The sequence below is a fragment of the Polymorphospora sp. NPDC051019 genome, from assembly GCF_040683055.1.
Taxonomy (GTDB): domain Bacteria; phylum Actinomycetota; class Actinomycetes; order Mycobacteriales; family Micromonosporaceae; genus Polymorphospora; species Polymorphospora lycopeni.
Genome location: NZ_JBFBCH010000011.1, coordinates 137,404 through 161,182, shown reverse-complemented (window position 1 = coordinate 161,182; position 23,779 = coordinate 137,404). Strand labels below are relative to the sequence as shown.

The window sequence follows — 23,779 nt, the reverse complement described above, 5'->3', positions numbered from 1 at the left end:
GGTCACGCCCCGATGACCTGCTGGAACTTCGTTTCGTACGCCCGCTCCTGCTCGTCGGTGAGGGCCATGAACACCTTCGTACCGGCCAGCGTCGCGTCGTCGGGGAAGATCAGCGGGTGGTCGGCGAGCGTCGGGTCGATCCGCTCCATCTCGGCCCGCGCGCCCTCGACGGGGCAGATGTAGTTGACGTACGCGGCGAGCTGGGCGGCGACGGCGGGCTCGTAGTAGTGGTTGATCAGCTCTTCGGCGTTGGCCTTGTGGGTGGCCCGGTTGGGCACCTGGAGGTTGTCGGAGTAGAGCATCGCGCCGGATTCGGGGGCGACGAAGCGGATCCGGTCGTCGGTGGCCGCGAGCTGGATGATGTCACCGGACCAGCCGATGCAGGCGGCGATGTCGCCGCGGGCCAGTTCGGGTGCGTAGTCGTTGCCGGTGAACCGGCGGATCTGGCCGTCGGCGACCGCCCGGCGCAGCCGCTCCAGCGCGTCGTCGAACTGCGCGTCGGTGAAGTCGGCCGGGTCGTGTCCGGCCGACTGGAGCAGCAGTCCCATCGTGTCGCGCATCTCGGTCAGCGCGGTCACCCGGCCCTTCAGGTCGGGCCGGGTGAGCAGTTCGTCGACGGTCCGCACCTCGCCGGTCACGGCGCCGTTGTAGGCGAGCCCGGCGAGTCCGGACTGCCACGGTACGGCGAGTTCGCCGGTGGGGTCGAAGGGCCGGTCACGCAGCGAGGCGAGCAGGTTGCGCTCGACGTTGGGCAGCCGGGAGCGGTCGAGTTTCTGCACCCAGCCGAGCCGGATCAGGCGGGCCGACATCCAGTCGGTGAGCACGATGAGGTCGCGGTCGATGGGCTGGCAGGCGGCGAGCTGGGCCTGCACCTTGCCGAAGAACTCGTTGTTGTCGTTGATGTCCTCGGTGTAGGTGACCCGGATGCCGGTCCGGTCGACGAACGCGTCGAGGGTGGGCCGCCGGCCGGGGTCGGTGTCGTCGACGTCGAGGTACTGGATCCAGTTGGAGAAGTGCAGCCACCGTTCGGTGTCCGACAGGTCGTCGCTGGCGCAGCTCTCCCCGGTCTGCCGCGCTCCCTCGGTGCCGCAGCCGGCGACCCCGCCCGCGACGGCCAGCACGCCGGCGCCGAACGCACCGCGCATGATGGAGCGGCGGGACAGGCGGTGCGCGGACAGCAGTGCGGCGACCGCGGGCGCCGGCGGGGAGGGGAAGCTGTTGTGCATGGTGACGGCTCCTGCGGCGGTCGGATCCGGTGGTGGATCCAGGCGGTCGTCGATGGGGTGTCGCCGACTACTGATCTTGGCATGCAATAGGGTATGACACAAGGGATTTCGTTGCATATCTTGGTTTTTGCCACGAAATACACCTTCGACACTTGACACCGGGTGGGCACGCACTCGCGCCCCACGGCAGACAGGGGGAACGGATGGTCGCGCGACAACTTGACGACCGCCGCACCACCGGGAACGGACGACGGGTCGCGGCCCGCGAAAGTACCGACAACGCGCCCGTCGACGAGGTGGCGAGACAGATCATCGAACAACTACAGGAGGACGGCCGGCGGGCGTACGCCACGATCGGCAGGGCGGTCGGGCTCTCCGAGGCGGCCGTACGCCAGCGGGTGCAGCGGCTGCTCGACGCCGGGGTGATCCAGATCGTGGCGGTGACCGACCCGCTACGCCTCGGCTTCCCCCGCCAGGCGATGGTCGGCCTGCGCACCTCAGGCGACCTGGAACGGGTGGCCGACCGGCTGGCCGAACTCGACGAGATCAGTCACGTGGCCATCACGGCCGGCTCGTTCGACCTGCTGGCCGAGGTGGTCTGCCGTGACGACGACCACCTGCTGGAGATCCTGCGACGGCTCCGGACGGCCGACGGCGTCGTGTCGACCGAGGCGTTCGTCTACCTGAAGCCACCCCATCCGCCGCGCTGACCGGGCAGCGGTCGCGCCGTCGGTGGGCTCAGTGGGTGGGCGGGATGACCCGCAGATGGCCGCGCCGGCCGACCTGCGGCCCCTGCCCGTCGTCGGGCTCTTCGGTGCGCTGCACCGGACGGGCCGCCTCGCGCACCGCCTCGGCCAGTGCGACCAGGTCGTCGGTGGTCGGCGGCGGCGGCTCGAACTCGCCCTCGTGCCGGACGACGTCCCAGCCCCGCGGGGCGGTCAGACTGCGGGCGTGCTGCTCGCACAGGTCGTAGGTGTGCGGCTCGGCGAAGGCGGCGAGCGGCCCGACCACCGCCGTCGACTCGGTGTAGACATAGGTCAGCGTGGCGACGGCCTGTCGGGGGCAGCCGTTGCGGGAGCAACGCCGTGGTGACCTCACGGCGGGCACGTTATCTCTCTTACCGGGTTTCCCGCTCCTGTTACCGCCGCGACACGCCGATGATCCGTAGATCACGATCTGACGACGCGCCACGGCCGGCGCCGTCCGCCGTTCGGCCGGGCGGTCGCGGGACTACCCTGGCGACGTGAACATGGGGATGGGGGGCGGTCCGGCGTGCCGGCCGGACCAGGACAGGACCGACCGCCGGAGGGTGGGCCGGCACGACCGGGCGGCACCACACCGGGTACGGGTCGCCGGCGCCGGACCCGCGTACGGCGGGGGGCCGAGGTGACCGTCCCGCAGCACCGGCGCCCCGGTCCGGGCCGCCGTTCCCGGCGCGACCGGCACGGGCGCGGCCTGCGCGGGCGACTCGTGCCCGCGACCGTGCCGCTGTCGCGGACCAAGGCCGAGATCTTCGACGACCTGGTGCTCGACACGGTGGAGACCCTGGAGCGCCGCTTCGCCAAGGAACTGGCCGGCGTCGAGTTCGCCGTCGAGGACGTGCCGCCGGACCTCAACGTCTACGACTCCGACGTGCTGGAGGACGGCGAGGTGCCGCTCGCCCGGCTGCTTCCGGGCCGGCCCGGCCGGCAGGAGGTGCCGCCGCGGATCGTGCTCTACCGGCGGCCGCTGGAGTTCCGCGCGATGGACCGGGAGGACCTCGCCGACCTGGTGCACGACGTGATCATCGAGCAGGTCGCCAACCTGCTCGGCGTCGATCCGGACGAGTTGGCCTGAGCGGCCCCGGCGGGGCGCTCCGTCGTGCCGGGGCCGCCGGATCGGGCCGGCGGCGGGTGGCCGGACCGGGCGGCCCCCACCGCCCGGCCGTCAGCCGGTGTTTCGTGGTCCGCTGGGCGGACCGGAACGGATCAGGCGACCCGACGCTTGAGCTTGCGCCGTTCGCGCTCGGACAGGCCGCCCCAGATGCCGAACCGTTCGTCGTGGCCCAGCGCGAACTCCAGGCATTCGGTCTGGACCTCGCAGCGCGAGCAGATGCGCTTCGCCTCGCGGGTGGATCCGCCCTTCTCAGGGAAGAACGCCTCGGGGTCGGTCTGCGAGCACAGCGCCCGCTCCTGCCACTCCGGCGCATCTCCGAGCAGGTCGGCTACTTCTAGCCGGCCGTCCATGCATGCCTCCTTATCGCGCGCCAGCAGCGGTGCCGGCGCAACCCCCCACGCGGAAGGCGTGTCTATTGCCCCGAACGGTGGCTTTTCATGCCCTCCGTTCGGACAACCCCAACCGAAATTACACGCGTGTAATGCGTGCGTCGTCAAGCCGAACCTGATAAATGGGGTCGCTTTTTCGCCGTGTCCTGACGGCCCCTCCGAGCCGCCTCGCTGCCCTATCGATCCAGCCCCCGGACGGGTAACGCCCGTATCGGCGAGTCGCCCGGAGAAATCGGCGTGCCGCGTTGATTGTGGCCGTAACCAGGCGGTTCCGCACGACGAATGGCAATATCGACGACGGGCAGCCCGTCACGCCGCCCGGCTTCGCGGCCGGGCCGCTCTGAGCTGCCCGATCGACCCGCCACCCGGTGGCGCCGGCGGCCGGCGACCGAGCCGCGCGGCCCGCCGGCCGGGCCGGCTCAGCGGGTCCGGCCGTACGCCGTGGTGCGCTCGCGCGCCGGCCGGCCGGCCGCCTCGGCCATCGCGTGCAGTTGTGCGACCGTACGAGCCGAACCGTTGTCGGATCCCGCCATGCGGGAAATTGTCTCCTCCATCAGGGTGCCGCCGAGATCGTTGCAACCGCCCCGGAGCATCGCGACCGTGCCCTCGTCGCCGAGTTTCACCCACGAACACTGGATGTTGTCGATCCGGCCGTGCAACAGCAGTCGGGCCATCGCGTGGACGATCCGGTTCTCCCGCCAGGTCGGGCCGGGCCGGGCGATTCCGGCCAGATAGATCGGCGCGTTGGTGTGCACGAACGGCAACGCCACGAATTCGGTGAACCCGCCGGTGCGGTCCTGGACCCCGGCCAGCACCCGGAAGTGCCCGAGCCACTGCCGGGGGTGATCGACGTGGCCGTACATCATGGTCGAACTGGACCGGATGCCGAGCTGGTGCGCGGTCGTGACGACCTCGACCCAGGTGGCGGCCGGCAGCTTGCCCTTGGTGAGCACCCAGCGCACCTCGTCGTCGAGGATCTCGGCGGCGGTGCCCGGAATGGTGTCCAGACCGGCTTCCCGCAGCATCGTCAGCCAGTCCCGGATGGACAGTCCGCCCTTGGCGGCGGCGGTGACGATCTCCATCGGCGAGAACGCGTGCACGTGCATCCCCGGCACCCGGGCCTTGACCGCCCGCACGATGTCCGCGTACGTGGTGACCGGCAGCTTCGGGTCGATGCCGCCCTGCATGCAGACCTCGGTCGCGCCCGCCCGCCACGCCTCCTCGGCCCGGTCGGCGACCTGCTCGACGGAGAGCCGGAACGCGTCGGCGTCACGTTCCCGCTGGGCGAAGGCACAGAACCGGCAGCCGACGTAACAGACGTTGGTGAAGTTGATGTTGCGGTTGACGATGTAGGTGACGTCGTCGCCGACGGCGTCCCGGCGTACGTCGTCCGCGATCCGGCACACCTCGTCGAGTGCCGCGCCCTCGGCGCCGAAGAGCGCCATGGCCGCCGCCTCGTTCGCCGGTTCGAGCAGGGCCGCCGGGTCGTCGGCGGCCAGCTTCAGTCCAGCGAGCAGGTCGGCCGGGGTACGCGCCGGAGCACCACCCGGCGTCACCTGGGCTGCGACCTCGGTCCAGTCGCCGTACACGCTGTCGAAGTCACCGCGCCGGTCGCCGGTGCGACCGGTGGTGTCGATCGTCGCGTGCAGGTCGGTGCGACCGCCGGGGACGAACGAGTCCTCCGGCTCCTGCCACGGCCGGCCGACCGGACGGGCCTCCTCGTCCGCCAGGCCGGTCGCCGGCTCGGCCAGCGCCGCCACGTGCGGCCCCAGGCGCGGGTCGAGCCAGGGGTCGCCCCGCCGCAGGTATTCGGGGTAGATGGTGAGCCGCTCGCGCAGCGTGAAGCCGGCGGCAGCGCTGTGCTTGGCCAGCTCGTCGATCTGCGGCCAGGGCCGCTCCGGGTTGACGTGGTCCGGGGTCACCGGCGACACCCCGCCCCAGTCGTCGATGCCGGCCCGCAGCAGCAGCTCGTATTCGCCGGCGATCAGGTTGGGCGGGGCCTGGATCCGGGCCTTCGGGCCGAGCAGGACCCGGGCGACCGCCACGGTGGCGGCCAGGTCGTGCAGTTCGGCGTCCGGCATGCCGCGCATCGCCGTGTCCGGCTTGGCGCGGAAGTTCTGCACGATGACTTCCTGGATGTGGCCGTACTCGCGGGCCGCCCGGCGGATCGCGAAGATCGAATCGATCCGCTCGGCCCGGTTCTCCCCGATGCCGATCAGGATGCCGGTGGTGAACGGCACCGCCACCCGGCCGGCGTCGTCGAGCACCCGCAGCCGGACCGCGGGCTCCTTGTCGGGCGAGCCGTAGTGCGGGCCGCCGGGCTCCGCCCACAGCCGGGTCGCGGTCGTCTCCAGCATCATGCCCATGCTCGGCGCCACCGGCTTGAGCCGCTGCAACTCGGCCCACGAGAGCACGCCGGGGTTGAGGTGCGGCAGCAGGCCGGTCTCCTCCAGCACCGCGATCGCGCAGGCGCGTACGTAGTCCAGCGTCGAGTCGTAGCCGCGCTCGTCGAGCCACCGCCGCGCCGCCGGCCAGCGCTCCTCCGGCCGGTCGCCGAGCGTGAACAGCGCCTCCTTGCAGCCCTGGGCGGCGCCGTCGCGGGCGATCGCCAGCACCTCGTCCCGGTCGAGGAAGGCCGCCGGCAGCCGGTGCGGAACGGTCGCGAACGTGCAGTAGTGGCACCGGTCCCGGCAGAGCCGGGTGAGCGGGATGAACACCTTTCTGGAGTACGTCACCACACCCGGCCGGCCGGCCTCGCGCAGTCCGGCGTCGCGGATGCCCGAGGCGATCGCGAGCAGCCGGTCAAGGTGCTCACCGCGCGCGGCGAGCAGATCGGCGGCCTCAGCCGGGTCGAGGGCCTGCCCGTCGGCGGCCCGCCGGAGCGCGCGGCGCAGGCTGGCCTCGGTCGGTCGGGGGTCGGTGCTGTCAACCACGTGTGCAGCCTAGGCCGTGCCACCTGCCGCGGTCGGTGGTAGCGGTCACACACGCCGCGAGGACGCCCCCGGCGGGAGCGCCCTCGCGGTCACCTGGGCCGTCGGCCCCGTGGGTCAGGGCTGGTAACGCTGCGTCGGCTCGTCGCCCACCGCGGCGGCCGGCGGTGGCGAACCGGCCGACGGCTGCTGGCTGGCCGGATTGATCAGTTGGGTGCGCTGGCTCAGGTCGTCCTCGCCGGTGGCGACCGCCTGGGTCGACTCGGCACCGGCGTCCCCCTTGGTCAGGCTGGGTCCGGCCGGCTGGCCGGGCACCGCCGGGGCGGACGGCGGCGCCGAGGTCGGCGCGTACGGCGACGGCGCGGCCGGGGGTGCCGGCATCGTGTACGGCCCGGCGACGACCTGCGTCGGGTCCTCGCCCGGCGGGGCGGGCGCCGGGGTGAATCCGGCCGGCCCGGCCGGCGGCGCGGACGCCGGCGGTCCCGAGGCGGGTGGCGCCGACGCGGGCGGGGCCGAGGCCGGCGCGGGCGGGGCGGAGGCGGGCCCGGCCGGGAACGCGCCCGACTGGGCACCGGTCTGGTCCTGCGGTGCCCACTGCTGGCCGTACGCCCCCGGCGGGTAGGCGGCCGGCTGCTGCCCGGTCGGCTGGCCGTAGCCCGGCTGCGGCGGGTAGCCGGGCTGCGCCGGGTAGCCCGGCTGGGCTGGGTAACCGGGCTGCTGGCCCTGCGGGTAGCCCGGCTGCTGACCGTACTGCGGCGGGTAACCGCCCTGCTGCGGGTAGCCGGGCTGGCCGTACAGGCCGGGCTGCGGCTTGGGCTTGGCGACGTAGAACAGCTTCTGCCACACCTTGAACACCACCAGCGCGGCCACGGCGAGCAGCGCCAGGTAGGCGAAGCGGGCGAGCAGGCCGGTCAGCACGTCCCGGAACCGGCCGTCGATGAAGCCGCCGGCCAGGAAGGAGAACAGGGTGACGACCCCGAACAGCGCCGAGGCGGCGTATTCGGCCAGGGCGCCGATCGTGATCAGCTTGGCCCGGCCGGTGACCGGCTCGATGTGGGTCACCAGCAGCACCGCCAGCAGCGGCAGGACGATCTGCTCCAGCCCGGCGAAGTCGAAGAACGTGCTGCCGGCCCGGGTGGCGAAGCTGCTGCTGGTGGAGTAGGGCACCAACAGGTTGATGAGGCCGACGAAGAGCAGGATGGCGTTCGCGCCGAGAAGCACCGCCGCGACGAGTTCGCGCAGTGGCTTGGTTATCTGGCTGGCCGGCGCCTTTTCTGCGGGCGCGGGCTCGGGTTGGCTGCTCAAGGGCTCCCCCTGATGCGGTGACGGAAGGCTGCGCACGTGAGCCTAGTCGCACAACCCACGCGGTGAACGGGTACGCGGGTGAGCGAGGATGGGCTGCATGCACATCGTGGTTCTCGCCGGAGGCATCGGCGGTGCCCGTTTCCTGGCCGGCGTACGCGCCCATGCCAGGACGACCGGCGCCGATGTGACCGCCATCGTCAACGTCGCCGACGACGTCGTGCTGCACGGCCTGCGGATCTCGCCCGACCTCGACAGCGTCATGTACACCCTCGGCGGCGGCGCCGATCCCGAGCGGGGCTGGGGCCGGGCCGGAGAAACCTGGGCGATCAAGGGCGAGCTGGCGGCGTACGGCGCCGAGCCGACCTGGTTCGGCCTGGGTGACAAGGACGTCGCCACCCATCTGGTCCGGACCACGATGCTCAACGCGGGGTATCCACTGTCGGCGGTGACCGAGGCTTTGTGCGCGCGCTGGCAGCCCGGCGTACGGCTGCTGCCGGCCACCGACGACCGGCTGGAGACGCACGTGGTCGTCGCCGACGGCACCGGCCAGCGGGCGATCCACTTCCAGGAGTGGTGGATCCGTCACCGGGGCGACATCCCGACCCGCCGTTTCGTCTTCGTCGGCGCCGACGTGGCCAAGCCGGCGGCCGGGGTACTCGACGCACTGTCCACGGCGGACGTCGTGCTGGTGGCGCCGAGCAACCCGGTGGTCAGCATCGCGCCGATCCTCGCGGTGTCGGCGCTGCGCGAGGCGCTCACCGCCGGGACGGCGCCGGTGGTCGGCGTCTCCCCCGTGATCGGCGGGGCGCCGGTGCGGGGCATGGCCGACCGGTGCCTGGCGGTGCTGGGGGTCGAGTGCACGGCGGCGGGTGTCGGCGGTCTGCTCGGCGCGCGCAGCGCGGGCGGCGTGCTCGACGGCTGGCTGGTCGACAGCACCGACGCCGGCACGGAGGTGCCCGGGGTGACGGTCGGTGCCGCCCCCCTTTGGATGACGGACGAGGCGGCGACCGCCGCGATGGTACGAGCCGCGCTGGAGCTGGCATGAAACTCGAGATCCTGCCGGTGCTCGGCCTCGGCGACATCACACCCGGTGACGACCTCGCGGCGTTGATCGCCCGGGCCGCGCCCTGGCTGCGCGACGGTGACGTACTCGTCGTCACCAGCAAGATCATTTCTAAGGCCGAGGGGCGGCTGGTCGACGTACCGGTCGACGGGCCGGAGCGCGAGACGGCGCGCGAGGAGGTGCTGACCGCCGAGACCGCCCGGGTCGTGGCCCGGCGCGGTCCGACCCGGATCGTGCAGACCCACCACGGGTTCGTGATGGCCGCCGCCGGCATCGACGCGTCCAATGTGGATGCCAGCCGGCTCGTGCTGCTGCCGAAGGACCCCGACGCCTCCGCCCGGTCGCTGCGCGCCGCGCTGCGCGAGCGGCACGACGTCGACGTCGCCGTGGTCGTCTCCGACACGATGGGCCGGCCGTGGCGCAACGGGCTGACCGACGTCGCCCTCGGTGCCGCCGGCATCGGCCCGATCCGCGACCACCGCGGCGAGACCGACCCGTACGGCAACGAACTGCAACTGACCCAGATGGCCGTGGTCGACGAGCTGGCCGGTGCCGGCGAACTCGTCAAGGGCAAGTGCGACCAGGTGCCGGTCGCGGTCGTGCGCGGCTACCTGCGTACCCCTGAGGCGGCCGACGGCCCCGGCGCCGCCGCGCTGGTCCGCGACGCCGAACTCGACCTGTTCTCGCTCGGCACGGCCGAGGCCCGGGCGGCGGGGCTGCGGGCCGCGGCGACGCTCCCCGACGGCCCGGCGGCGGTGGCGCCGGGCGACCCGGCCGCGCCGGTCGACCGGGCGGCGGTGGACCGGGCGGTCGCGGTGGTCGCCGGGGTGGTGGCGCCCGGAACCGAGTTCCGGGTCGCGGCGGCGACCGCCGAGATCACCGCCGGCGCCGGGTGGCCGGCGGCGGCGGGCACGGTCGTGACCGGTCACCTGCCGGCGGGCCCGGACGCGACGGCCGTGCTGCGACTCGGCGCCGATCTGCACCGGCTGCGTGCGGCGCTCGCCGCCGAGGGGGTTGCGTCGACCCTGCTCGTGCCGCCGGCCCCGACGGCCGACGGCGGCCTCGCCCTGCTCGCCCTGTGACCCCCGTCGGCGACCGCTGAAGATCGCCGTGATCAGGGGCCGCGTACGTCGGCACGTCGACGACACGCGCGACGCGGTCCCTGATCACGCGGATCTTTCAGTGGCCGTTCAGGACGGCCCGGCCGAGCGGGGTGAGGGTGTGCAGGACGGTGTTGCGGTCGCGGTGGCTGACCAGCAGGCCGGCCTCGCGCAGCACGCTCGCGTGCTGGCTCGCCGCGGCCGGTGAGATGCCCAGCCGGCGGGCCACCTCACCGGTCGAGCAGCCGTCGTGCACCGCCGCCAGCACCGCCGCCCGGGTGTGTCCGAGCAGGGCGCCCAACGCCCCCCGTCCGTCCGGCCGCCCGGGGACCGTACCGCCCTCGCCGGAACCGGGCAGGATCCCGCCGAGACGGTCGACCGGATAGACCAGGACCGGCGGCAGGTCGGGGTCGAGCAACCCCACCGGGGTACGGGCGCAGAAGAACGACGGCACCAGCAGCAGTCCCCTGCCGTTGAGGTGCAGGTCGCGGTCGGCGGGATAGTCGGGCACCTCCAGCACCCCGCCGCCCCAGCGCATCGTCGGCCGGTAGCTGGCCAGCAGCCCCTCCGCCCCGCCGTCGAGCAGGGCCCGGGCCCGGCGGGCGCGGTCGGCCTCGACGGCGGTCTGGACCCGGGCCCGGTATGGCGTGACGGCCAGCCCGTCGTAGCGCCGCATCGTGGCGATCAGGTGGTGCAGGGCGTCGGTGTCGCCACCGGCCACGCCGGCCGCACCGGGCGGCAGTTCGCCCTCGGCGGCGAGCCGGTTCAGGTCCCGGTCGAGCTGGGCGACGGGAGTCGAGCGGATCGCGTCGAGGCCGGCCTCGATCCCGCCCACACTCGCGTACGGGGTGAGGAAGTCGGGGAAGTAACCACGCGGCGGGTTGAGCGCGAACAGCAACTGGAACGTGCCCCGCGCCTCCTGGCGCAGGACCCGGGCGACCTCGCCGCGCCACCCGGCGACGACCGGGTCGCGGGTCCGGGTCTGGAACAGGTGGACGCTCAGGATCAGCTCCCAGAGCGGGTCGGCGGCGGGCGCGACCCGGGTCCGGGCGATGTCGTCGCCGGAGAAGTGGATCCGCAGCACGGGCACGCTCCCACCGGGTGCCCGACCTCGGGGGCGGCGGGCATCGGCTCGCACTCTACCGAGTGCCTATGACCTGCGTCTTTCGGCTCAGACTGAAAGACCTCGACGGTCCGGCGGCCCGGCCGTCATGCTCTTGACCTGGGCCGGGGAGGGTGCGAGCCGCCCGGACGTCCACCACGAGGGTCTGCGGCCCTTGCTCCGCAGAGGTGGCGTCCGGGCGCACGTCCATGTCCGCACCCGAAAGCCCGGCCGGCGGTTTCCCGGCCGAGCCCGGCCGCCGCCTCAGACAAACCTCTCGTCGCCGCGCTGCTTCAGCGTGTCGACAAGCTTCTTCACATCCTGGGCCCGGTCCCGTGGGCAGATCATGAGGGCGTCGGGGGTGTCGACCACGACCAGGTCGCGTACGCCCAGCGCGGCCACGAGGCGGCCGGACTGCGGCACGACCACGAGCCCCTCGGTCTCGTGCAGCAGCACGACCGGCTTCGTCTCGGTGGATTCGCCGGCCACGACCACGTTGCCCGCCGCGTCGCCGGGAATAACCTCACCCAGGGTGTGGAAGTCGCCGACGTCGTTCCAGCCGAAGTCGCCCGGTACGGTGCCGACCCGGCCGGCCGCCGCGGCACCCTCCATGACGGCGTAGTCGACCGAGATCTTCGGCAGCGTCGGCCACACCTCGTGGAGCACCTCTTCGCGCTCGCGGCTGTGCCAGACCCGGGCGATGCGGGTCAGGCCGGTGTGCAGCTCAGGCTGCTGGCGGGCGAGTTCGGCGAGGAAGACGTCGGTGCGCCAGACGAACATGCTGGCGTTCCACAGGTGGTGGCCGGAGCGAAGATAGGTCTCGGCCACGGCGGCGGGCGGCTTCTCCTTGAACTCCTCGACCCGGTGCACCGGGCCGTCGCCGATCGGATCGCCGAACTGTAGGTAGCCGTAGCCGGTCTCGGCCCGCGTCGGCTTGATGCCGATCGTCATCAGCAGGCCCTGCTGCGCGCCGGTGATCGCCCGGCGCACCGTCTCGACCCAGCGCTGCGGATCGCCGATCAGGTGGTCGGCGGCGAACGAGCCCATCAGGGCGTCCGGTTCACGCTCGGCGACGACGGCGGCCGCCAGCGCGATCGCCGCGCAGGAGTCACGCGGCGTCGGCTCGACGAGAATGTTCTCCTCCGGAACCTCGACCAGTTGCCGGGCGACGGCGGCCACGTGCGCGGCGCCGGTGACCACGATGGTGTGGTCGGGCGTGGTCAGCGGGCCGAGCCGTTCGACCGTCGCCTGTAGCAGGGACGACGACGTGCCGGTCAGCGGGTGGAGGAACTTGGGATGACCGGCGCGGGACAACGGCCAGAGGCGGGTGCCGCTGCCGCCTGCCGGGATCACGGCGAAGAACATCAGGACATCATGCCGAACGGCTACCTTTCTCACGCATACCGGGGTTCACCCTGCGTGATGGAGTGTCGTCCGGCGGTCTGTCGTCCCCTCGCGACGGTGCGGGTCAGCCCGTACGCCCCCGGGACGCCCGGCTCCAGGCGGCGACGTGCACCTCCGCACTGGACTGCCAGGTGAATTCCTTGGCGCGGTCGAAGCCGGCCTTGGCCAGGGTCAGCCGGCGCGACTCGTCGTCGAGCAGCGCCGCGAGGTCGATCGCGATCTGGTCCGGGTCCTCGCTGGTGTACGCGACCGCGTCACCGCCGACCTCGGGCAGCGAGAGCCGCGGCGTGGTCAGTACGGGCGCGGCGCAGGCCATCGCCTCCAGGATCGGCAGGCCGAACCCCTCCCCGTACGACGGGTAGGCGGCGACGAGCGCACCGCCGAGGAAGCCGGGCAGGTCGGCGTAGCGCAGGTAGCCGGGACGCAGCAGGCGCAGGTGGCCGGGTACGTCGGCGGCGGCCCGGTCGATGTCGTCGTCGTGCCCCTGGCCACCGGCGACGACGAGGGCGGGCGGGTTGGGCAGGTCGTGCACGGCCCGTACCCAGCCACGGATCAGGTTGGGCACGTTCTTGCGGGGCTCCTTGGCACCGAGGAAGGCGACGTAGCCCGAGCCACCGAGCCCGAGCCGGGCCCGGACCCGCGCCTTCTCCTCCTCGGTCGGGGCGTGGAACGCGGCGTGGTCGACGCCGTGGTAGGCGACGTCGATGCGGGTGGGGTCGGCGTCGAGCAGCCGGATCAACTCGTCGCGGGTCGCCTTGCTGGGCACGATCACCCGGTCGGCGCGGCGCAGCGAGGTCTTGATCGCGCTGCGGAAGAAGGTCCGCCGCGATTTGTCGTAGTGCTCGGGCTCGGTGAAGAAGGTCGCGTCGTGCACGGTCACCGTGACCGGACAACCCGCCCGCAGCGGACAGGTGTAGAACGGCGAGTGCAGCACGTCGGCGCCGACCTGCTGGGCGAGCAGGGGCAGCCCGGTCTGCTCCCAGGCGAGCCGCGCGGGCCGGTGCGCGACGGCGGCCGGGGCGGCGATCACCTCGGCCGCGGGCAGCATCCGGCGGTAGCGCTCGTGGTCGGTGCGCAGGCTCACCACGACCAGTTCGACCGCTGGTCCGCCCGCCTGCCCGAGGGCGCCGAGCAGCCCGTCCACGTATCTCCCGACGCCGCCACGGTCGGCGGGGACGCTGGTGGCGTCGACTAGAACGCGGGGCGGGCGACCGGCGGTCACTGGGCAACTCCTCGACTGTGCGTTGGCCTGTATGGGGCATCTCGCCACTTCGGCACATCTCATGCCGGTACGGCGCTGCCAGGTGCCGAACCGTGTGGCATACGACACTCGCGCACCAGCCTACGCCGCGCCCGCGCGGACCCGACGACGGCAACGCGATCGAGGATGGCCTTTCCCAACCTGTTAACTTGCGGGCCACCGCCGGGCCTGCCACCGTCGGCACGACCACGATGGGTATCGTCGCCCGCGATGAACGACGACATTGCCGGCCGGTTCGCCGCGACCGTCGCGGCCGACCCCACCCGCCCGCTGCTGACCTGGTACGACGACGCGACCGGCGACCGCACCGAACTGTCCGGCGCCACGCTGGCGAACTGGGTGGCCAAGACCGCCAACCTGCTCGTCGACTCGGCCGGACTGGCCCCGGGGGACACCGCCGCCGCACTGCTCCCGCCCCACTGGCAGACCGCCGCGGTGCTGCTCGGCTGCTGGTCCGCCGGCGCGTCGGTGGCATTCGACGGGCCCGCCCCGGTCGACGTGCTCTTCGCCGCCGCGGACCGGGTCGACGAGGCGGCCGCCTGGCCGTCCGGTGACCGCTTCGCGCTGTCGCTGGCCCCGATGGCGATGCCGCTGCGCGAGGTGCCGGCCGGCTGGGTCGACTACGTGGTCGAGGTACGGGCCCACGGCGACCACTTCACGCCGTACCCACGGCGGGACGGGCAGGGCGCGGACCTGGCGGTGCGGGCGGTGGCCAGGGCGGCGGAACTGGGGTTGTCGGCCGGCGACCGGGTGCTCTTCGACGCCGCCCGGCACCCCGAGCCGCTGGACTGGCTGCTCGCCCCGCTGGTGGCCGGCGCCAGCACCGTCCTGTGCGGCCGGCTGGACCCGGACCGGCTGCCCGGCCGGGTCGCCGCCGAACGGGTCACGGTCACGCTGGCCTGACCCGCGGCGACCGGCGCCGCCGCCGGTCCTCAGGTCACAGCTCGGCCGGGACGACCTCGCGCAGCGAACCGTCCTCGGCACACACGAAGAAGCCGGCCCGGTCACCGAGCCACGGCCGGTCCAGGACCTCCTCGGCGCTGAGCACCTTGTCCTGGAGATCCAGGATCACGTACGCGCTGCCGCCCGGGCCGCCGTCGCGCCAGCCGGGCTCGTAGAGGCGGTCGACGAGTTGGTCCCGCCGACGCGGGCAGAGCACCCCGCCGGCCACCCACTCGCCGGGCACCCGGTACCAGAAGGTCCGGGTGACCCGCGCGTGCGGGCTGAACGAATGGTGGCCACCGACACGCGTGCCGAGCGTGTCAGTGATGGTCAGCCGCAGGTAGATGCCCACGAAGATGAAGACGCACGGTCCCGTCGGCACGTTGCCACACGACCGGTTGGTCTCCGTCGGCCGATGGGTCAGCCGGCGTTCCGCTCCTTGGCGAACCGTTCGAAGGCGGTCAACGACTCCGGATTCGCCAGGGCCCCCTTCGCCGCCGCCGACTCGACCGGGGTGCCGGTGAGGATCTTCTTGACCGGCACCTCCAGCTTCTTCGCCGACAGGGTGCGCGGCACCGCGCCCACCTGGTGGATCTCGTCCGGCACGTGCCGCGGCGACAGCGCCGTACGCAGCTCCCGGCAGATCCGGCGGCGCAGCTCGTCGTCCAGCTCACGACCGCCCTGGAGCACCACGAACAGCAGCAGTTCGCCCGCGCCGCCCTCGTCGTCCTCCAGGTGCACGACCACCGAGTCGGCGACCTCGTCGAGCCCCTCCACCACCGAATAGAACTCGGCGGTGCCCAGGCGTACCCCGCCCCGGTTGAGGGTCGCGTCGGAGCGACCGGTGATGACGCAGGTGCCCCGCTCGCTGACGGTGATCCAGTCACCGTGCCGCCACACGCCCGGATAGACGTCGAAGTACGCCTCGCGGTAGCGCCGCCCGTCGGTGTCGCCCCAGAACCCGACCGGCATGCTCGGCATCGGGGCGGTGATCACCAGTTCGCCCAGTTCGCCGACGACCGGGGTGCCGTCGGCCGAGCGGGCCTCGACCTTCGCGCCCAGGCAGCGGCAGGCGATCTCACCGGCGTGCACCGGCAGCAGCGCGACCCCGCCGACGAAGCCGGTGCAGACGTCGGTGCCGCCGGACAGCGACTGGAGTTGCAGGTCGGGGTTGACCGTCTCGTAGACCCAGCGGAACCCCTCGGCCGGCAGCGGCGCCCCGGTCGAGCCGAGGCCGCGCAGCGCCCGCAGGTCGGCGACCTCCGACGGCACCAGCCCGGCCTTGCGGCAGGCCAGCAGGAAGGGCGCGGAGGTGCCGAAGTAGGTGGTGCCGGTCTCCTCGGCGAGCCGCCACAGCGCGTCGAGCCCGGGGTGGGCCGGATTGCCGTCGAACAGCACGATGGCCGCACCGACCGCCGGACCACTGACCAGGAAGTTCCACATCATCCAGCCGGTGGTGGAGAACCAGAGGAACCGGTCTCCCGGGCCGAGGTCGTGGTGCAGGGCGAGCATCTTCAGGTGCTCGAGCAGGATGCCGCCGTGTCCGTGCACGATCGGCTTGGGCAGCCCGGTGGTGCCCGACGAGTACAGCACGTAGAGCGGGTGGTCGAACGGCACAGCCTCGAAGGCCAGCGGCTCGTCGGTGTCGGCGGCAAGGTCCGACCAGGTCAGCGTCCCGTCGCCGGTCGCGGCCGGGTCCAGATACCCCAGCAACACCGTGTGTACGACCGACGGCAGCGCCGCCCGGATCGCGGCGACCTCGGCCCGCCGGTCGATGGGCTTCTCGCCGTAGCGGTAGCCGTCGACGGCCACCAGCACCGTCGGCTCGATCTGCTGCCACCGGTCGGTGACGCTGCGGGTGCCGAACTCCGGCGCGCACGACGAGAAGATTGCGCCGAGGCTCGCGGTGGCGAGCATCAGCACGAAGGTCTCCGGGATGTTCGGCGCGTACGCCGCGACCCGGTCGCCGGGGCCGACCCCCAGCCGGCGCAGGCCGGCGCGGACCCGCCGTACCCGCTCGCGCAGTTGCGCGGCGGTCAGGGTGACCGGTGCCCTGGTCTGGCTGTGTGCCACAACCACCGGGGCGTCGTCGGCGAGGCCCGGCATCCGCAGCACGTGTTCGGCGTAGTTCAGGGTGGCGCCGGGGAACCAGCGGGTGCCGGGCATCGCGGGATCCTCGATGGTGGCGGTCGGCGCGGTGTGCGCGATCACCTCGAAGTAGTCCCAGATCGACCGCCAGAAGGCGTCGAGGTCGGTGACCGACCAGCGCCACAGCTCGTCGTAGTCGGCGAAGTCGAGGCCGCGTCGCTCCCCGAGCCACCTCAGGTAGTCGCCGATACGTGTGTGTTCGCGCACATCGGCCCGCGGCGTCCAGAGGATCTCGCCCTGCACCGTCGCCCTCCTCCCCGGCCGGCACGGCGGTGTGCCGACCCGTGCCGACATCCTGCCCTACCCCGGACGGTCATTGTCTGGCCGTCGGGCGGGCGGCGACGCGTGGGCGCTCCACACAGTTGGCCGCCGACCATGTCGGCGGCGGCCATGATCAGGGGTCGCGACGCCGGTCCGCGCCGGCCGCCGCCGGGCGTGGGCCCCGTTCCCGCGGCGGCCAACTCTGCTCGGGTACGGTCCGCGTGCCGGCCGGGCGGCCGGCGACGGTGACCATGCGCTGCTCGCCGGTGCCCGCGGCGCCGCGGTCCGGGTCGACGGCGACCGGCGCGGTGCGGATCGGCGGGCCGGCGGCCGAGGTGGCGCCGGCCGGGGCCCGGTCGGTCGGCCCGCGCAGGTCGGCGAACGACTTCTTGAGCAGCCGGCGCAGCAGCGGCATCAGGGGGCGTTCGACGAGGCGGTACACCAGCCACGCGACGACCAGCGTGCCGGCCGTCGTCGCGCCGAGCAGCACCCACTGGTCGACGCTGTCCCGCCACTGCACGATCGCCATCAGGCCGAGCTTGTGCGTCAGGTAGAGCGGATACGTCAACGCCCCGGCGAGCGTCAGCCAGCGCCACCGGACGGCGGGCAGCCAGCCGAGCCCGATCGCGGCCACGACCAGGAAGAACGCCGTGATCAGAGCGGCCACCACCGGCCACGACAGCCCCTGGCCGGCGAAGCCGCCCATCGCGTTGATCTGCTCGGTGATGTCGTACTGCGCCCGGAGCAGGGACACCCCGACGATGCCCCACAGGAGCAGGTTCTGCCCGAACCGGGTCATCAGGTAGATGGCGACACCACCGATGAAGTAGCTGGAGTAGCGGGGGTTGAGGAAGAGGTTGACGACCGGGTTGTCGGCATACAGGGCGAAGACCGAGGCGACCGTCCACAGCAGGCAGAACGCCACCACCCGGCGGTAGGTCAGGCCACGCCACACGACGAGCGCGAAGAGCAGGTAGAAGCAGAGTTCGATCCAGAGCGTCCAGTAGACGCCGTCGACCCGCGGCGCCCGTACGGCGTCCTGGAGCATGGTCAGGTTGAGCAGCGCGGCCCGGATCGACGGGACCGGCTCCGGCGACTCGAACAGGCGCAGCGCGACGGTGGTGACGATCACCGCCAGCCAGTACGCCGGGTAGAGCCGGCTGGCCCGGGAGACGAAGAAGTCGCCGAGCGACCTGCCCCAGGCGCTCATGCAGATGACGAAGCCGCTGATCACGAAGAACAGTTCGACGCCGAGCCAGCCGTACGAGGCGATCAGGTGCAGCACCGGGAAGAGGGGACGCGGGTCCTCTCCCCAGGCGTCACGGCCGGTCGCCACGAAGTGGAAGAGAACCACCATGAGGGCGGCAACGAACCGCAGGCCGTCCAGGCTGGCGAGACGACCCTTTTGTCCATCATTGGCGAGGTACGTTGGGGAGGGACTGGACACCTGGCGACCCTAACCGATCGGTATATGTCCGTACTCTTCAGGTTATTTACACTAGTCGATCGCGGGTGATTCCGCCCCTCGACAGCGCCGTCACCTGGTCCTCCGGGTGGCACGCGGCGGATACGGTGCGTGAATGCGACATATCCTGAGCCTGCTCGCCGGGGCGGTTGCCGCACCCCTGGCCTGGGTGCTCGTCGCGCTCGGGCAGGGCGGTTCCAGTCGTACCGTCTCGGCCTGGTTCGAGGCGGACCGGTTCAACGGGGCCGACCTCGTCCAACCGGCGGTCTACCTGGGCGCCGGCGGGATCGTCCTCGGCCTGGTCGCCACGTTGCGGATCTCACCGCTCGGGCCACTCCTCGCCGGCCTGTTGCTGCTCTTCCCGTACGCGGCGCTGTTCGCCGACCCGTTCGCGGTGCGCGACGCCGTACCCGCCGGCTGGCGACTCTTCGGCGACCCGGTCGACCTGCGCCAGCCGCTCGAGAACGGCACGCTCTTCTTCCTCGGCGGCCTGCTCGTGATGGCGACGTTCAGCGCGAAGCGGTGGCGGCGCTGGCCGCGGCCGGTGGTGCTGCCCCCGCCGCCGGCCGGCTATCCGCCGCCCGGCTACGGCGAGCGGAGCCACGACGACCCGACGCTCGACTGGCCGACCGGGCCGCCCGACCAGGAGGCCCGGCCGCCGAGCCTCGGTTACCCGTACGACCCGCCACCACCCCCTCCGGCCCCCCACTCGGGCTCGCCGTAGGGCCAGGTCAGAGCCCCGATCGCCGGCCCGGCGGGGGCCGCGCGGATGATCAACGGCCTTGCCCGACCGGAGTACGGTGCCGATGGCGGCAACCCGTAGGAGGTCGGATGCGCCACATCGGATCGCTGGCCCTGGCCCTGCTCGTCACCCCCCTCACCTGGGTGCTGACCGCGATCGGGCTGACCGCGTACGCCCGGGCCGGAGCGGGCCCCGGGCCGGAGGTGTTCCTCGGTCTCCTCGCCCTGCTCGGTGCCGGTGGACTGCTCGCGCTGCTGCTGCTCCCCCGGTCCTCTCCGGCCGGGCCGATCCTGGCCGGGCTGCTGCTGCTCGCGATGACCGCCTGGGCCACCGTCGACCTCCCGGCGCTACGCCGCGTGCTGCCGGACGACCTGTTCGGCCTCGACCTCACGCTGGCGTCACCGGCCGGCGGCCTCGCGGCGGTGCTGGCCGTACCGCTGCTCGCCACCGGGCTCAGCCCACGCCGCTGGCGCGGCCAGGATCGGGTGCCGGCGGTTTCCGCCCCGCCACCGCCCGGGTCGTACGCCCCGCCGCACCCGGCGCCCGGCGACGCGACCGTCCACCTGGCGCCGAGCCCCACCTCGGGTGTCCCCGGGTTCGCGCCGCGGAGCGGGCCGGCCGCCGGATCCACCCCATCACCCGCCGGGTTCCCGTCACCGCCCGCCAGGTTCGCACCGGCCGCCGGAAACGCCGGACGGTCGGCCCCGGCCGGCACCGAGCCGGCGCCCGCAGTACCCACCCCGGCCAACGCCGCACCCACTTCCGGGGTGCCGGCCCCGGCCGGGCTCCCGCCGCTCCGGCCGGCGGGGCGCGAACTGGACACCGACGCCACCGCCCGCCTGTCGCCGCCGGCGGTCCCGGCATTCGTGGCGCCCGATCAGCCAACCTCCGACCTGCGGAAACCGGCGCAGCCGGACGCCGAGGCCACCATGGCGCTGGGCACGCCGTCGCCCGAGCCGGACACCGCCGCCGTCGCGGTCCCGTTCCGTGCGCCCGCGTCCGCCGCCGACGGCGAGGCCACCACGGTCCTCCACCCGCCCGGCGACGAGCACCCCACGGTCGCCACGCCGACGACCGGCGAACCCGCTCCTGCCCGGCCGGCCATGGCCGACGAGGTCACCGAACGGATCGGGGCCACCGGACGCATCGACGAGGTGACGGAGCGGATCGACGAGGTGACCGCCCGGCTGCGCGACACACCGCCGCCACCGGCGGCGTACCCGCCGCCCGGCCATTCGACGCCGACCGCGCCGCCGGTCGATCCGGACGTGACCCGGCGCCTGTGACGAACCTCCGCCGGCCGGACGGACCAAGCCGGCCGGACGAACCTGAGCCGGCCGGACCGGCGCCGGCCGGTCAGCCCTGGAGCAGCTGCCGCGCCATCACGATCCGCTGCACCTGGTTGGTGCCCTCGTAGATCTGAGTGATCTTCGCGTCGCGCATCATGCGCTCCAGCGGGTAGTCCCGGGTGTAGCCGTACCCGCCGAGCAGTTGCACCGCATCGGTGGTGATCTCCATGGCGGCGTCCGAGGCAAAGCACTTCGCGGCCGCGCCGAAGTACGTCAGGTCGGCATCGCCGCGCTCGGACCGGCCGGCGGCGGCGTACGTGAGCTGGCGGGCCGCCTCCAGCTTCATGCCCATGTCGGCGAGCATGAACTGGATGCCCTGGAAGTCGGCGATCGGCTTGCCGAACTGGTGGCGCTCCTTGACGTAGCCCTTGGCGTAGTCGAGCGCGCCCTGGGCGATGCCGACGGCCTGGGCCGCGATGGTGACCCGGGTGTGGTCGAGGGTCTGCATGGCGGTGGCGAAGCCGGTGCCGGGCGCGCCGATCATGCGGTCGGCGGGGATGCGTACGTTGTCGAGGTAGACCTCGCGGGTCGGTGAGCCCTTGATCCCCAGCTTCTTCTCCGGTGCACCGAAGCTGACTCCCGGGTCGGACTTGGCGACCACGAACGCGGAAATGCCCCGGGAACGGGCGGCCGGATCGGTCACCGCGAAGACCGTGTAGTACTCGGAGACCCCGGCGTTGGTGATCCACCGTTTCACGCCGTTCAGGACGTAGTGTTCTCCGTCACGCTCGGCCCGGGTCGACATCGAGGCGGCGTCACTGCCCGCGTCCGGCTCGGACAGGCAGTACGAGAACATCGCCTCGCCGCTGGCGACCGGCGTCAGGAAGCGCCGCTTGAGGTCTTCGGAGCCGGCCAGCAGCAGCGGCATGGTGCCCAGCTTGTTGACCGCCGGGATCAGCGAGGACGACGCGCAGGCCCGGGCGACCTCCTCGATCACGATGGCGGTGGCCAGCGCGTCGGCGCCGGCGCCGCCGTACTCGACCGGGATGTGCGGGGCGTGGAAGTCGGCGGCGCGCAGGGCGTCGTACGACCCGGTCGGAAACTCGCCGGTCTCGTCGGCGTGCGCGGCGTTCGGGGCCACCTTGGCATCGCAGACCGCACGGACGGCCGCCCGGATGTCGGAGTGCTCTTCCGGAAGCCGGTATGCGTCGAACAGCGCCTCTGTCGTCATTCTGGCCCTCCCCTTGGCCCCCGCGGAACGTATCTGTAGCGTCCTGCTCACGTGTGGGCTGCCACGCGCATGTGAGGATACCGACCATGCTCACGGCAACCCCTACCGCCGCGTAGGCTGAGCCACTATGGTCGCCTGCGCCACCTCGCGGCCGACGCCGGTTCACGCGGGTCCCGAGGCTGGATCGCGCGGACGAGACAGCCATTGAGACATACAACACAAGATGTCCGAGACAGCGCCGATTGGGCGCCCCCGACTGCGACGCAACAAGCGCCGCCCTGTGCGAGCGGAGAATCCACGCGTGACGATCCCGTACCCGAGTAGCCAGCCCATGCCGGCCATCCCCGCGGTCTCCCCACCGTCCGGCGCACCGCGCCCGCGGCTGACCTTCCTTGGCACCGGTTACCTGGGTGCGACCTACGCCATCTGCTTCGCGGAGCTGGGCTACGAGGTGATCGGCTTCGACGTCGACGAGGCCAAGATCGCCAAGCTGGCCGCCGGTTCGGTGCCGTTCCACGAGCCCGGCCTGGACGAGCTGCTGCGCCGCAACCTGGCCGCCGGCCGGCTGCGGTTCAGCACCTCCTACCAGGAGACGGCCGAGTTCGGCGACGTCCACTTCATCTGCGTCGGGACCCCGCAGCGGGCCGACGGGATGGGCGCCGACCTGTCTTACGTCGAGACCGCCGTCACCGGCCTCGCGCCGCACCTGTCCCGCAAGGCGCTGATCGTCGGCAAGTCCACCGTCCCGGTCGGCACCGCCGAGTGGGTCGAGCAGCTCGTCGGCAAACACTCCCCCGCCGACCTCGGCATCGAGGTGGCCTGGAGCCCCGAGTTCCTGCAGGAGGGCTTCGCCGTCGAGGACGTGCTGCGGCCCAACCGCATCGTCGTCGGCGTGAAGAGCGAGTGGGCCAACGGCATGCTCTACGCCGCGCACAAGGGCGTCTTCGACCTCGCCGCCACCGAGGACCGCGAGGTCCCGCTGGTGGTCACCGACTTCGCCACCGCCGAACTGGTCAAGGTCGCGGCCAACGCGTTCCTGGCCACCAAGATCTCGTTCATCAACGCGATGGCCGAGGTGTGCGAGGTCGCCGGCGGCGATGTGACCCAACTCTCCCGGGCGATCGGTTACGACCCGCGAATCGGCAACCGTTTCCTCCAGGCCGGCCTCGGCTTCGGCGGCGCCTGCCTGCCCAAGGACATCCGGGCCTTCCAGGCCCGCGCCCAGGAGCTGGGTGCCGGGGAGGCGCTGCGCTTCCTGCACGAGGTCGACCTGATCAACCTGCGGCGCCGCACCCGGGTGCTGACGCTCGCCGCCGAACTGCTCGACCGGCGCGTCGGCCCGGCCGGACCGGACCTGTCCGGCACCCGGATCGCCGTGCTCGGCGCCACCTTCAAGCCGAACACCGACGACGTACGCGACGCGCCGTCGCTGGCCGTCGCCGCGATGCTCGCGAAGGCCGGCGCCGACGTGCACCTCTACGACCCGGAGGGCAACGAGAACGCCCGCCGGACGCTGCCGGATCTCAGCTACGAGACCTCGATGAACGCCGCCGTGCAGGACTCCGACCTGGTCTGCGTCCTCACCGAGTGGGCCGACTTCCGCAACGCCGACCCGGTCGCGCTCGGCGAGATCGTCGGCGGCCGCCGGGTGATCGACGGCCGGAACTGCCTCGACTCCACGCTCTGGACCGGTGCCGGTTGGGATTACCGGGGCATGGGTCGCCCCTGATCGACGTTTCGAAACCGTGGCGCCGGCCGTGGCCCCGTGTGGGGCCGTGGCCGGCGTTTTCGTTCGCCGGGCGGCGAGCGCCGATCGAGAAGATGCGCGGACACGCCCGTAAGGACTGTTCAACCCTGACCCGGGTTGGGCATGCTTCGTGGGTGGAGAGTCCACAGTGCAGCGCGGTGCCGGGGTGACAGGGCCTGGCCGACCGTGGCCGACGGTCATGAACGCGTGACCGGAGGCGACGGTACGGCCGGGGGCGCGGTCCGGTGGCCGTGCCGGCGGTCTGCGCGGCGGGATCGTCCCGGCGGCGACGTGAGGCG

Annotated in this window: 20 protein-coding genes; 8 read left to right on the top strand and 12 right to left on the bottom strand. The window is 72.8% G+C overall.

Annotated elements, in window-relative coordinates; all coding sequences use genetic code 11:
* Positions 1–2: 2 nt before the first annotated feature.
* On the bottom strand, positions 3–1,226 hold the full coding sequence (locus AB0M79_RS20780; protein WP_364215978.1) for a spermidine/putrescine ABC transporter substrate-binding protein: 1,224 nt from the start codon (positions 1,224–1,226) through the stop codon (positions 3–5).
* A gap of 203 nt (positions 1,227–1,429) precedes the next feature.
* Here AB0M79_RS20780 and AB0M79_RS20775 point away from each other — a divergent pair, with 203 nt between their 5' ends.
* Positions 1,430–1,936 (top strand): Lrp/AsnC family transcriptional regulator, encoded by a 507-nt coding sequence (locus AB0M79_RS20775; protein ID WP_364215975.1) that lies wholly within the window; start codon positions 1,430–1,432, stop codon positions 1,934–1,936.
* Positions 1,937–1,964: 28 nt separating this feature from the next.
* Here the strand turns inward: AB0M79_RS20775 and AB0M79_RS20770 are convergent, their stop codons facing one another.
* Positions 1,965–2,324 carry a DUF3499 domain-containing protein gene (locus AB0M79_RS20770; RefSeq protein WP_357533791.1) on the bottom strand — a complete coding sequence of 120 codons (360 nt, stop codon included), beginning with the start codon at positions 2,322–2,324 and terminating at the stop codon, positions 1,965–1,967.
* Positions 2,325–2,612: 288 nt separating this feature from the next.
* Here AB0M79_RS20770 and AB0M79_RS20765 point away from each other — a divergent pair, with 288 nt between their 5' ends.
* Positions 2,613–3,062: a metallopeptidase family protein gene (locus tag AB0M79_RS20765; protein ID WP_357533793.1), complete on the top strand. Its 450-nt coding sequence runs from the start codon at positions 2,613–2,615 to the stop codon at positions 3,060–3,062.
* 131 nt (positions 3,063–3,193) lie between these two features.
* Here AB0M79_RS20765 and AB0M79_RS20760 read toward each other — a convergent pair whose 3' ends face one another.
* From AB0M79_RS20760 to AB0M79_RS20750, 3 genes are all read right to left on the bottom strand, one after another.
* Entirely contained in the window at positions 3,194–3,451 is a 258-nt protein-coding gene (locus tag AB0M79_RS20760) for a WhiB family transcriptional regulator (RefSeq protein WP_212822629.1), read from the bottom strand.
* Between the two features lie 458 nt (positions 3,452–3,909).
* Positions 3,910–6,423, bottom strand: a complete 2,514-nt coding sequence (locus tag AB0M79_RS20755) for a bifunctional FO biosynthesis protein CofGH (protein ID WP_364215971.1) — start codon at positions 6,421–6,423, stop codon at positions 3,910–3,912.
* A gap of 114 nt (positions 6,424–6,537) precedes the next feature.
* Positions 6,538–7,725, bottom strand: a complete 1,188-nt coding sequence (locus AB0M79_RS20750; protein ID WP_364215968.1) for a hypothetical protein — start codon at positions 7,723–7,725, stop codon at positions 6,538–6,540.
* Between the two features lie 97 nt (positions 7,726–7,822).
* Here AB0M79_RS20750 and cofD point away from each other — a divergent pair, with 97 nt between their 5' ends.
* Together cofD and AB0M79_RS20740 are read left to right on the top strand one after the other, a co-directional pair.
* Positions 7,823–8,770 carry a 2-phospho-L-lactate transferase gene (gene cofD / locus AB0M79_RS20745; protein ID WP_364215965.1) on the top strand — a complete coding sequence of 316 codons (948 nt, stop codon included), beginning with the start codon at positions 7,823–7,825 and terminating at the stop codon, positions 8,768–8,770.
* Positions 8,767–9,870: a coenzyme F420-0:L-glutamate ligase gene (locus AB0M79_RS20740; RefSeq protein WP_364215962.1), complete on the top strand. Its 1,104-nt coding sequence runs from the start codon at positions 8,767–8,769 to the stop codon at positions 9,868–9,870. Before cofD ends, AB0M79_RS20740 begins: the two co-directional genes overlap by 4 nt.
* A gap of 97 nt (positions 9,871–9,967) precedes the next feature.
* On the opposite strand, the gene AB0M79_RS20735 is transcribed toward AB0M79_RS20740, so the two are convergent.
* The 3 genes from AB0M79_RS20735 to AB0M79_RS20725 form a co-directional block, all read right to left on the bottom strand.
* Positions 9,968–10,978 carry a winged helix-turn-helix domain-containing protein gene (locus AB0M79_RS20735; protein ID WP_364215959.1) on the bottom strand — a complete coding sequence of 337 codons (1,011 nt, stop codon included), beginning with the start codon at positions 10,976–10,978 and terminating at the stop codon, positions 9,968–9,970.
* 276 nt (positions 10,979–11,254) lie between these two features.
* Entirely contained in the window at positions 11,255–12,355 is a 1,101-nt protein-coding gene (locus tag AB0M79_RS20730; protein ID WP_364215956.1) for a mannose-1-phosphate guanylyltransferase, read from the bottom strand.
* 103 nt (positions 12,356–12,458) lie between these two features.
* Positions 12,459–13,616, bottom strand: a complete 1,158-nt coding sequence (locus tag AB0M79_RS20725) for a glycosyltransferase family 1 protein (protein WP_364215953.1) — start codon at positions 13,614–13,616, stop codon at positions 12,459–12,461.
* A 249-nt stretch (positions 13,617–13,865) separates the two neighbouring features.
* Between AB0M79_RS20725 and AB0M79_RS20720 the strand changes: the two genes are divergently transcribed.
* Positions 13,866–14,558: a TIGR03089 family protein gene (locus tag AB0M79_RS20720; RefSeq protein ID WP_364215950.1), complete on the top strand. Its 693-nt coding sequence runs from the start codon at positions 13,866–13,868 to the stop codon at positions 14,556–14,558.
* A gap of 34 nt (positions 14,559–14,592) precedes the next feature.
* Here AB0M79_RS20720 and AB0M79_RS20715 read toward each other — a convergent pair whose 3' ends face one another.
* The 3 genes from AB0M79_RS20715 to AB0M79_RS20705 form a co-directional block, all read right to left on the bottom strand.
* Positions 14,593–14,979, bottom strand: coding sequence for a hypothetical protein (locus tag AB0M79_RS20715; RefSeq protein WP_364215947.1), 387 nt, complete (start codon positions 14,977–14,979; stop codon positions 14,593–14,595).
* Between the two features lie 38 nt (positions 14,980–15,017).
* The gene (locus tag AB0M79_RS20710) at positions 15,018–16,988 is read right to left on the bottom strand and encodes an acetoacetate--CoA ligase (RefSeq protein ID WP_364215944.1); all 1,971 of its coding nucleotides are present in this window, start codon (positions 16,986–16,988) and stop codon (positions 15,018–15,020) included.
* 151 nt (positions 16,989–17,139) lie between these two features.
* Positions 17,140–18,453 (bottom strand): acyltransferase, encoded by a 1,314-nt coding sequence (locus AB0M79_RS20705; RefSeq protein ID WP_364215941.1) that lies wholly within the window; start codon positions 18,451–18,453, stop codon positions 17,140–17,142.
* Between the two features lie 133 nt (positions 18,454–18,586).
* Here AB0M79_RS20705 and AB0M79_RS20700 point away from each other — a divergent pair, with 133 nt between their 5' ends.
* Together AB0M79_RS20700 and AB0M79_RS20695 are read left to right on the top strand one after the other, a co-directional pair.
* Positions 18,587–19,195 carry a hypothetical protein gene (locus AB0M79_RS20700; protein ID WP_364215939.1) on the top strand — a complete coding sequence of 203 codons (609 nt, stop codon included), beginning with the start codon at positions 18,587–18,589 and terminating at the stop codon, positions 19,193–19,195.
* Positions 19,196–19,302: 107 nt separating this feature from the next.
* Complete coding sequence (locus AB0M79_RS20695) at positions 19,303–20,499, top strand: hypothetical protein (protein ID WP_364215937.1); 1,197 nt, start codon at positions 19,303–19,305, stop codon at positions 20,497–20,499.
* Between the two features lie 70 nt (positions 20,500–20,569).
* Here AB0M79_RS20695 and AB0M79_RS20690 read toward each other — a convergent pair whose 3' ends face one another.
* Complete coding sequence (locus AB0M79_RS20690) at positions 20,570–21,733, bottom strand: acyl-CoA dehydrogenase family protein (protein WP_364215934.1); 1,164 nt, start codon at positions 21,731–21,733, stop codon at positions 20,570–20,572.
* Positions 21,734–22,034: 301 nt separating this feature from the next.
* Here AB0M79_RS20690 and AB0M79_RS20685 point away from each other — a divergent pair, with 301 nt between their 5' ends.
* Positions 22,035–23,462: a UDP-glucose/GDP-mannose dehydrogenase family protein gene (locus AB0M79_RS20685; protein WP_364215931.1), complete on the top strand. Its 1,428-nt coding sequence runs from the start codon at positions 22,035–22,037 to the stop codon at positions 23,460–23,462.
* Positions 23,463–23,779 lie beyond the last annotated feature (317 nt).

What these genes read in the sequence shown, in the direction of transcription:
- AB0M79_RS20740 (WP_364215962.1), top strand. Translation starts at nt 8,767, where the DNA reads ATGAAACTCGAGATCCTGCCGGTGCTCGGCCTCGGCGACATCACACCC.
- AB0M79_RS20760 (WP_212822629.1), bottom strand. Translation starts at nt 3,451, where the DNA reads ATGGACGGCCGGCTAGAAGTAGCCGACCTGCTCGGAGATGCGCCGGAG.
- AB0M79_RS20780 (WP_364215978.1), bottom strand. Translation starts at nt 1,226, where the DNA reads ATGCACAACAGCTTCCCCTCCCCGCCGGCGCCCGCGGTCGCCGCACTG.
- AB0M79_RS20690 (WP_364215934.1), bottom strand. Translation starts at nt 21,733, where the DNA reads ATGACGACAGAGGCGCTGTTCGACGCATACCGGCTTCCGGAAGAGCAC.
- cofD (WP_364215965.1), top strand. Translation starts at nt 7,823, where the DNA reads ATGCACATCGTGGTTCTCGCCGGAGGCATCGGCGGTGCCCGTTTCCTG.
- AB0M79_RS20695 (WP_364215937.1), top strand. Translation starts at nt 19,303, where the DNA reads ATGCGCCACATCGGATCGCTGGCCCTGGCCCTGCTCGTCACCCCCCTC.
- AB0M79_RS20720 (WP_364215950.1), top strand. Translation starts at nt 13,866, where the DNA reads ATGAACGACGACATTGCCGGCCGGTTCGCCGCGACCGTCGCGGCCGAC.
- AB0M79_RS20700 (WP_364215939.1), top strand. Translation starts at nt 18,587, where the DNA reads ATGCGACATATCCTGAGCCTGCTCGCCGGGGCGGTTGCCGCACCCCTG.
- AB0M79_RS20730 (WP_364215956.1), bottom strand. Translation starts at nt 12,355, where the DNA reads ATGTTCTTCGCCGTGATCCCGGCAGGCGGCAGCGGCACCCGCCTCTGG.
- AB0M79_RS20775 (WP_364215975.1), top strand. Translation starts at nt 1,430, where the DNA reads ATGGTCGCGCGACAACTTGACGACCGCCGCACCACCGGGAACGGACGA.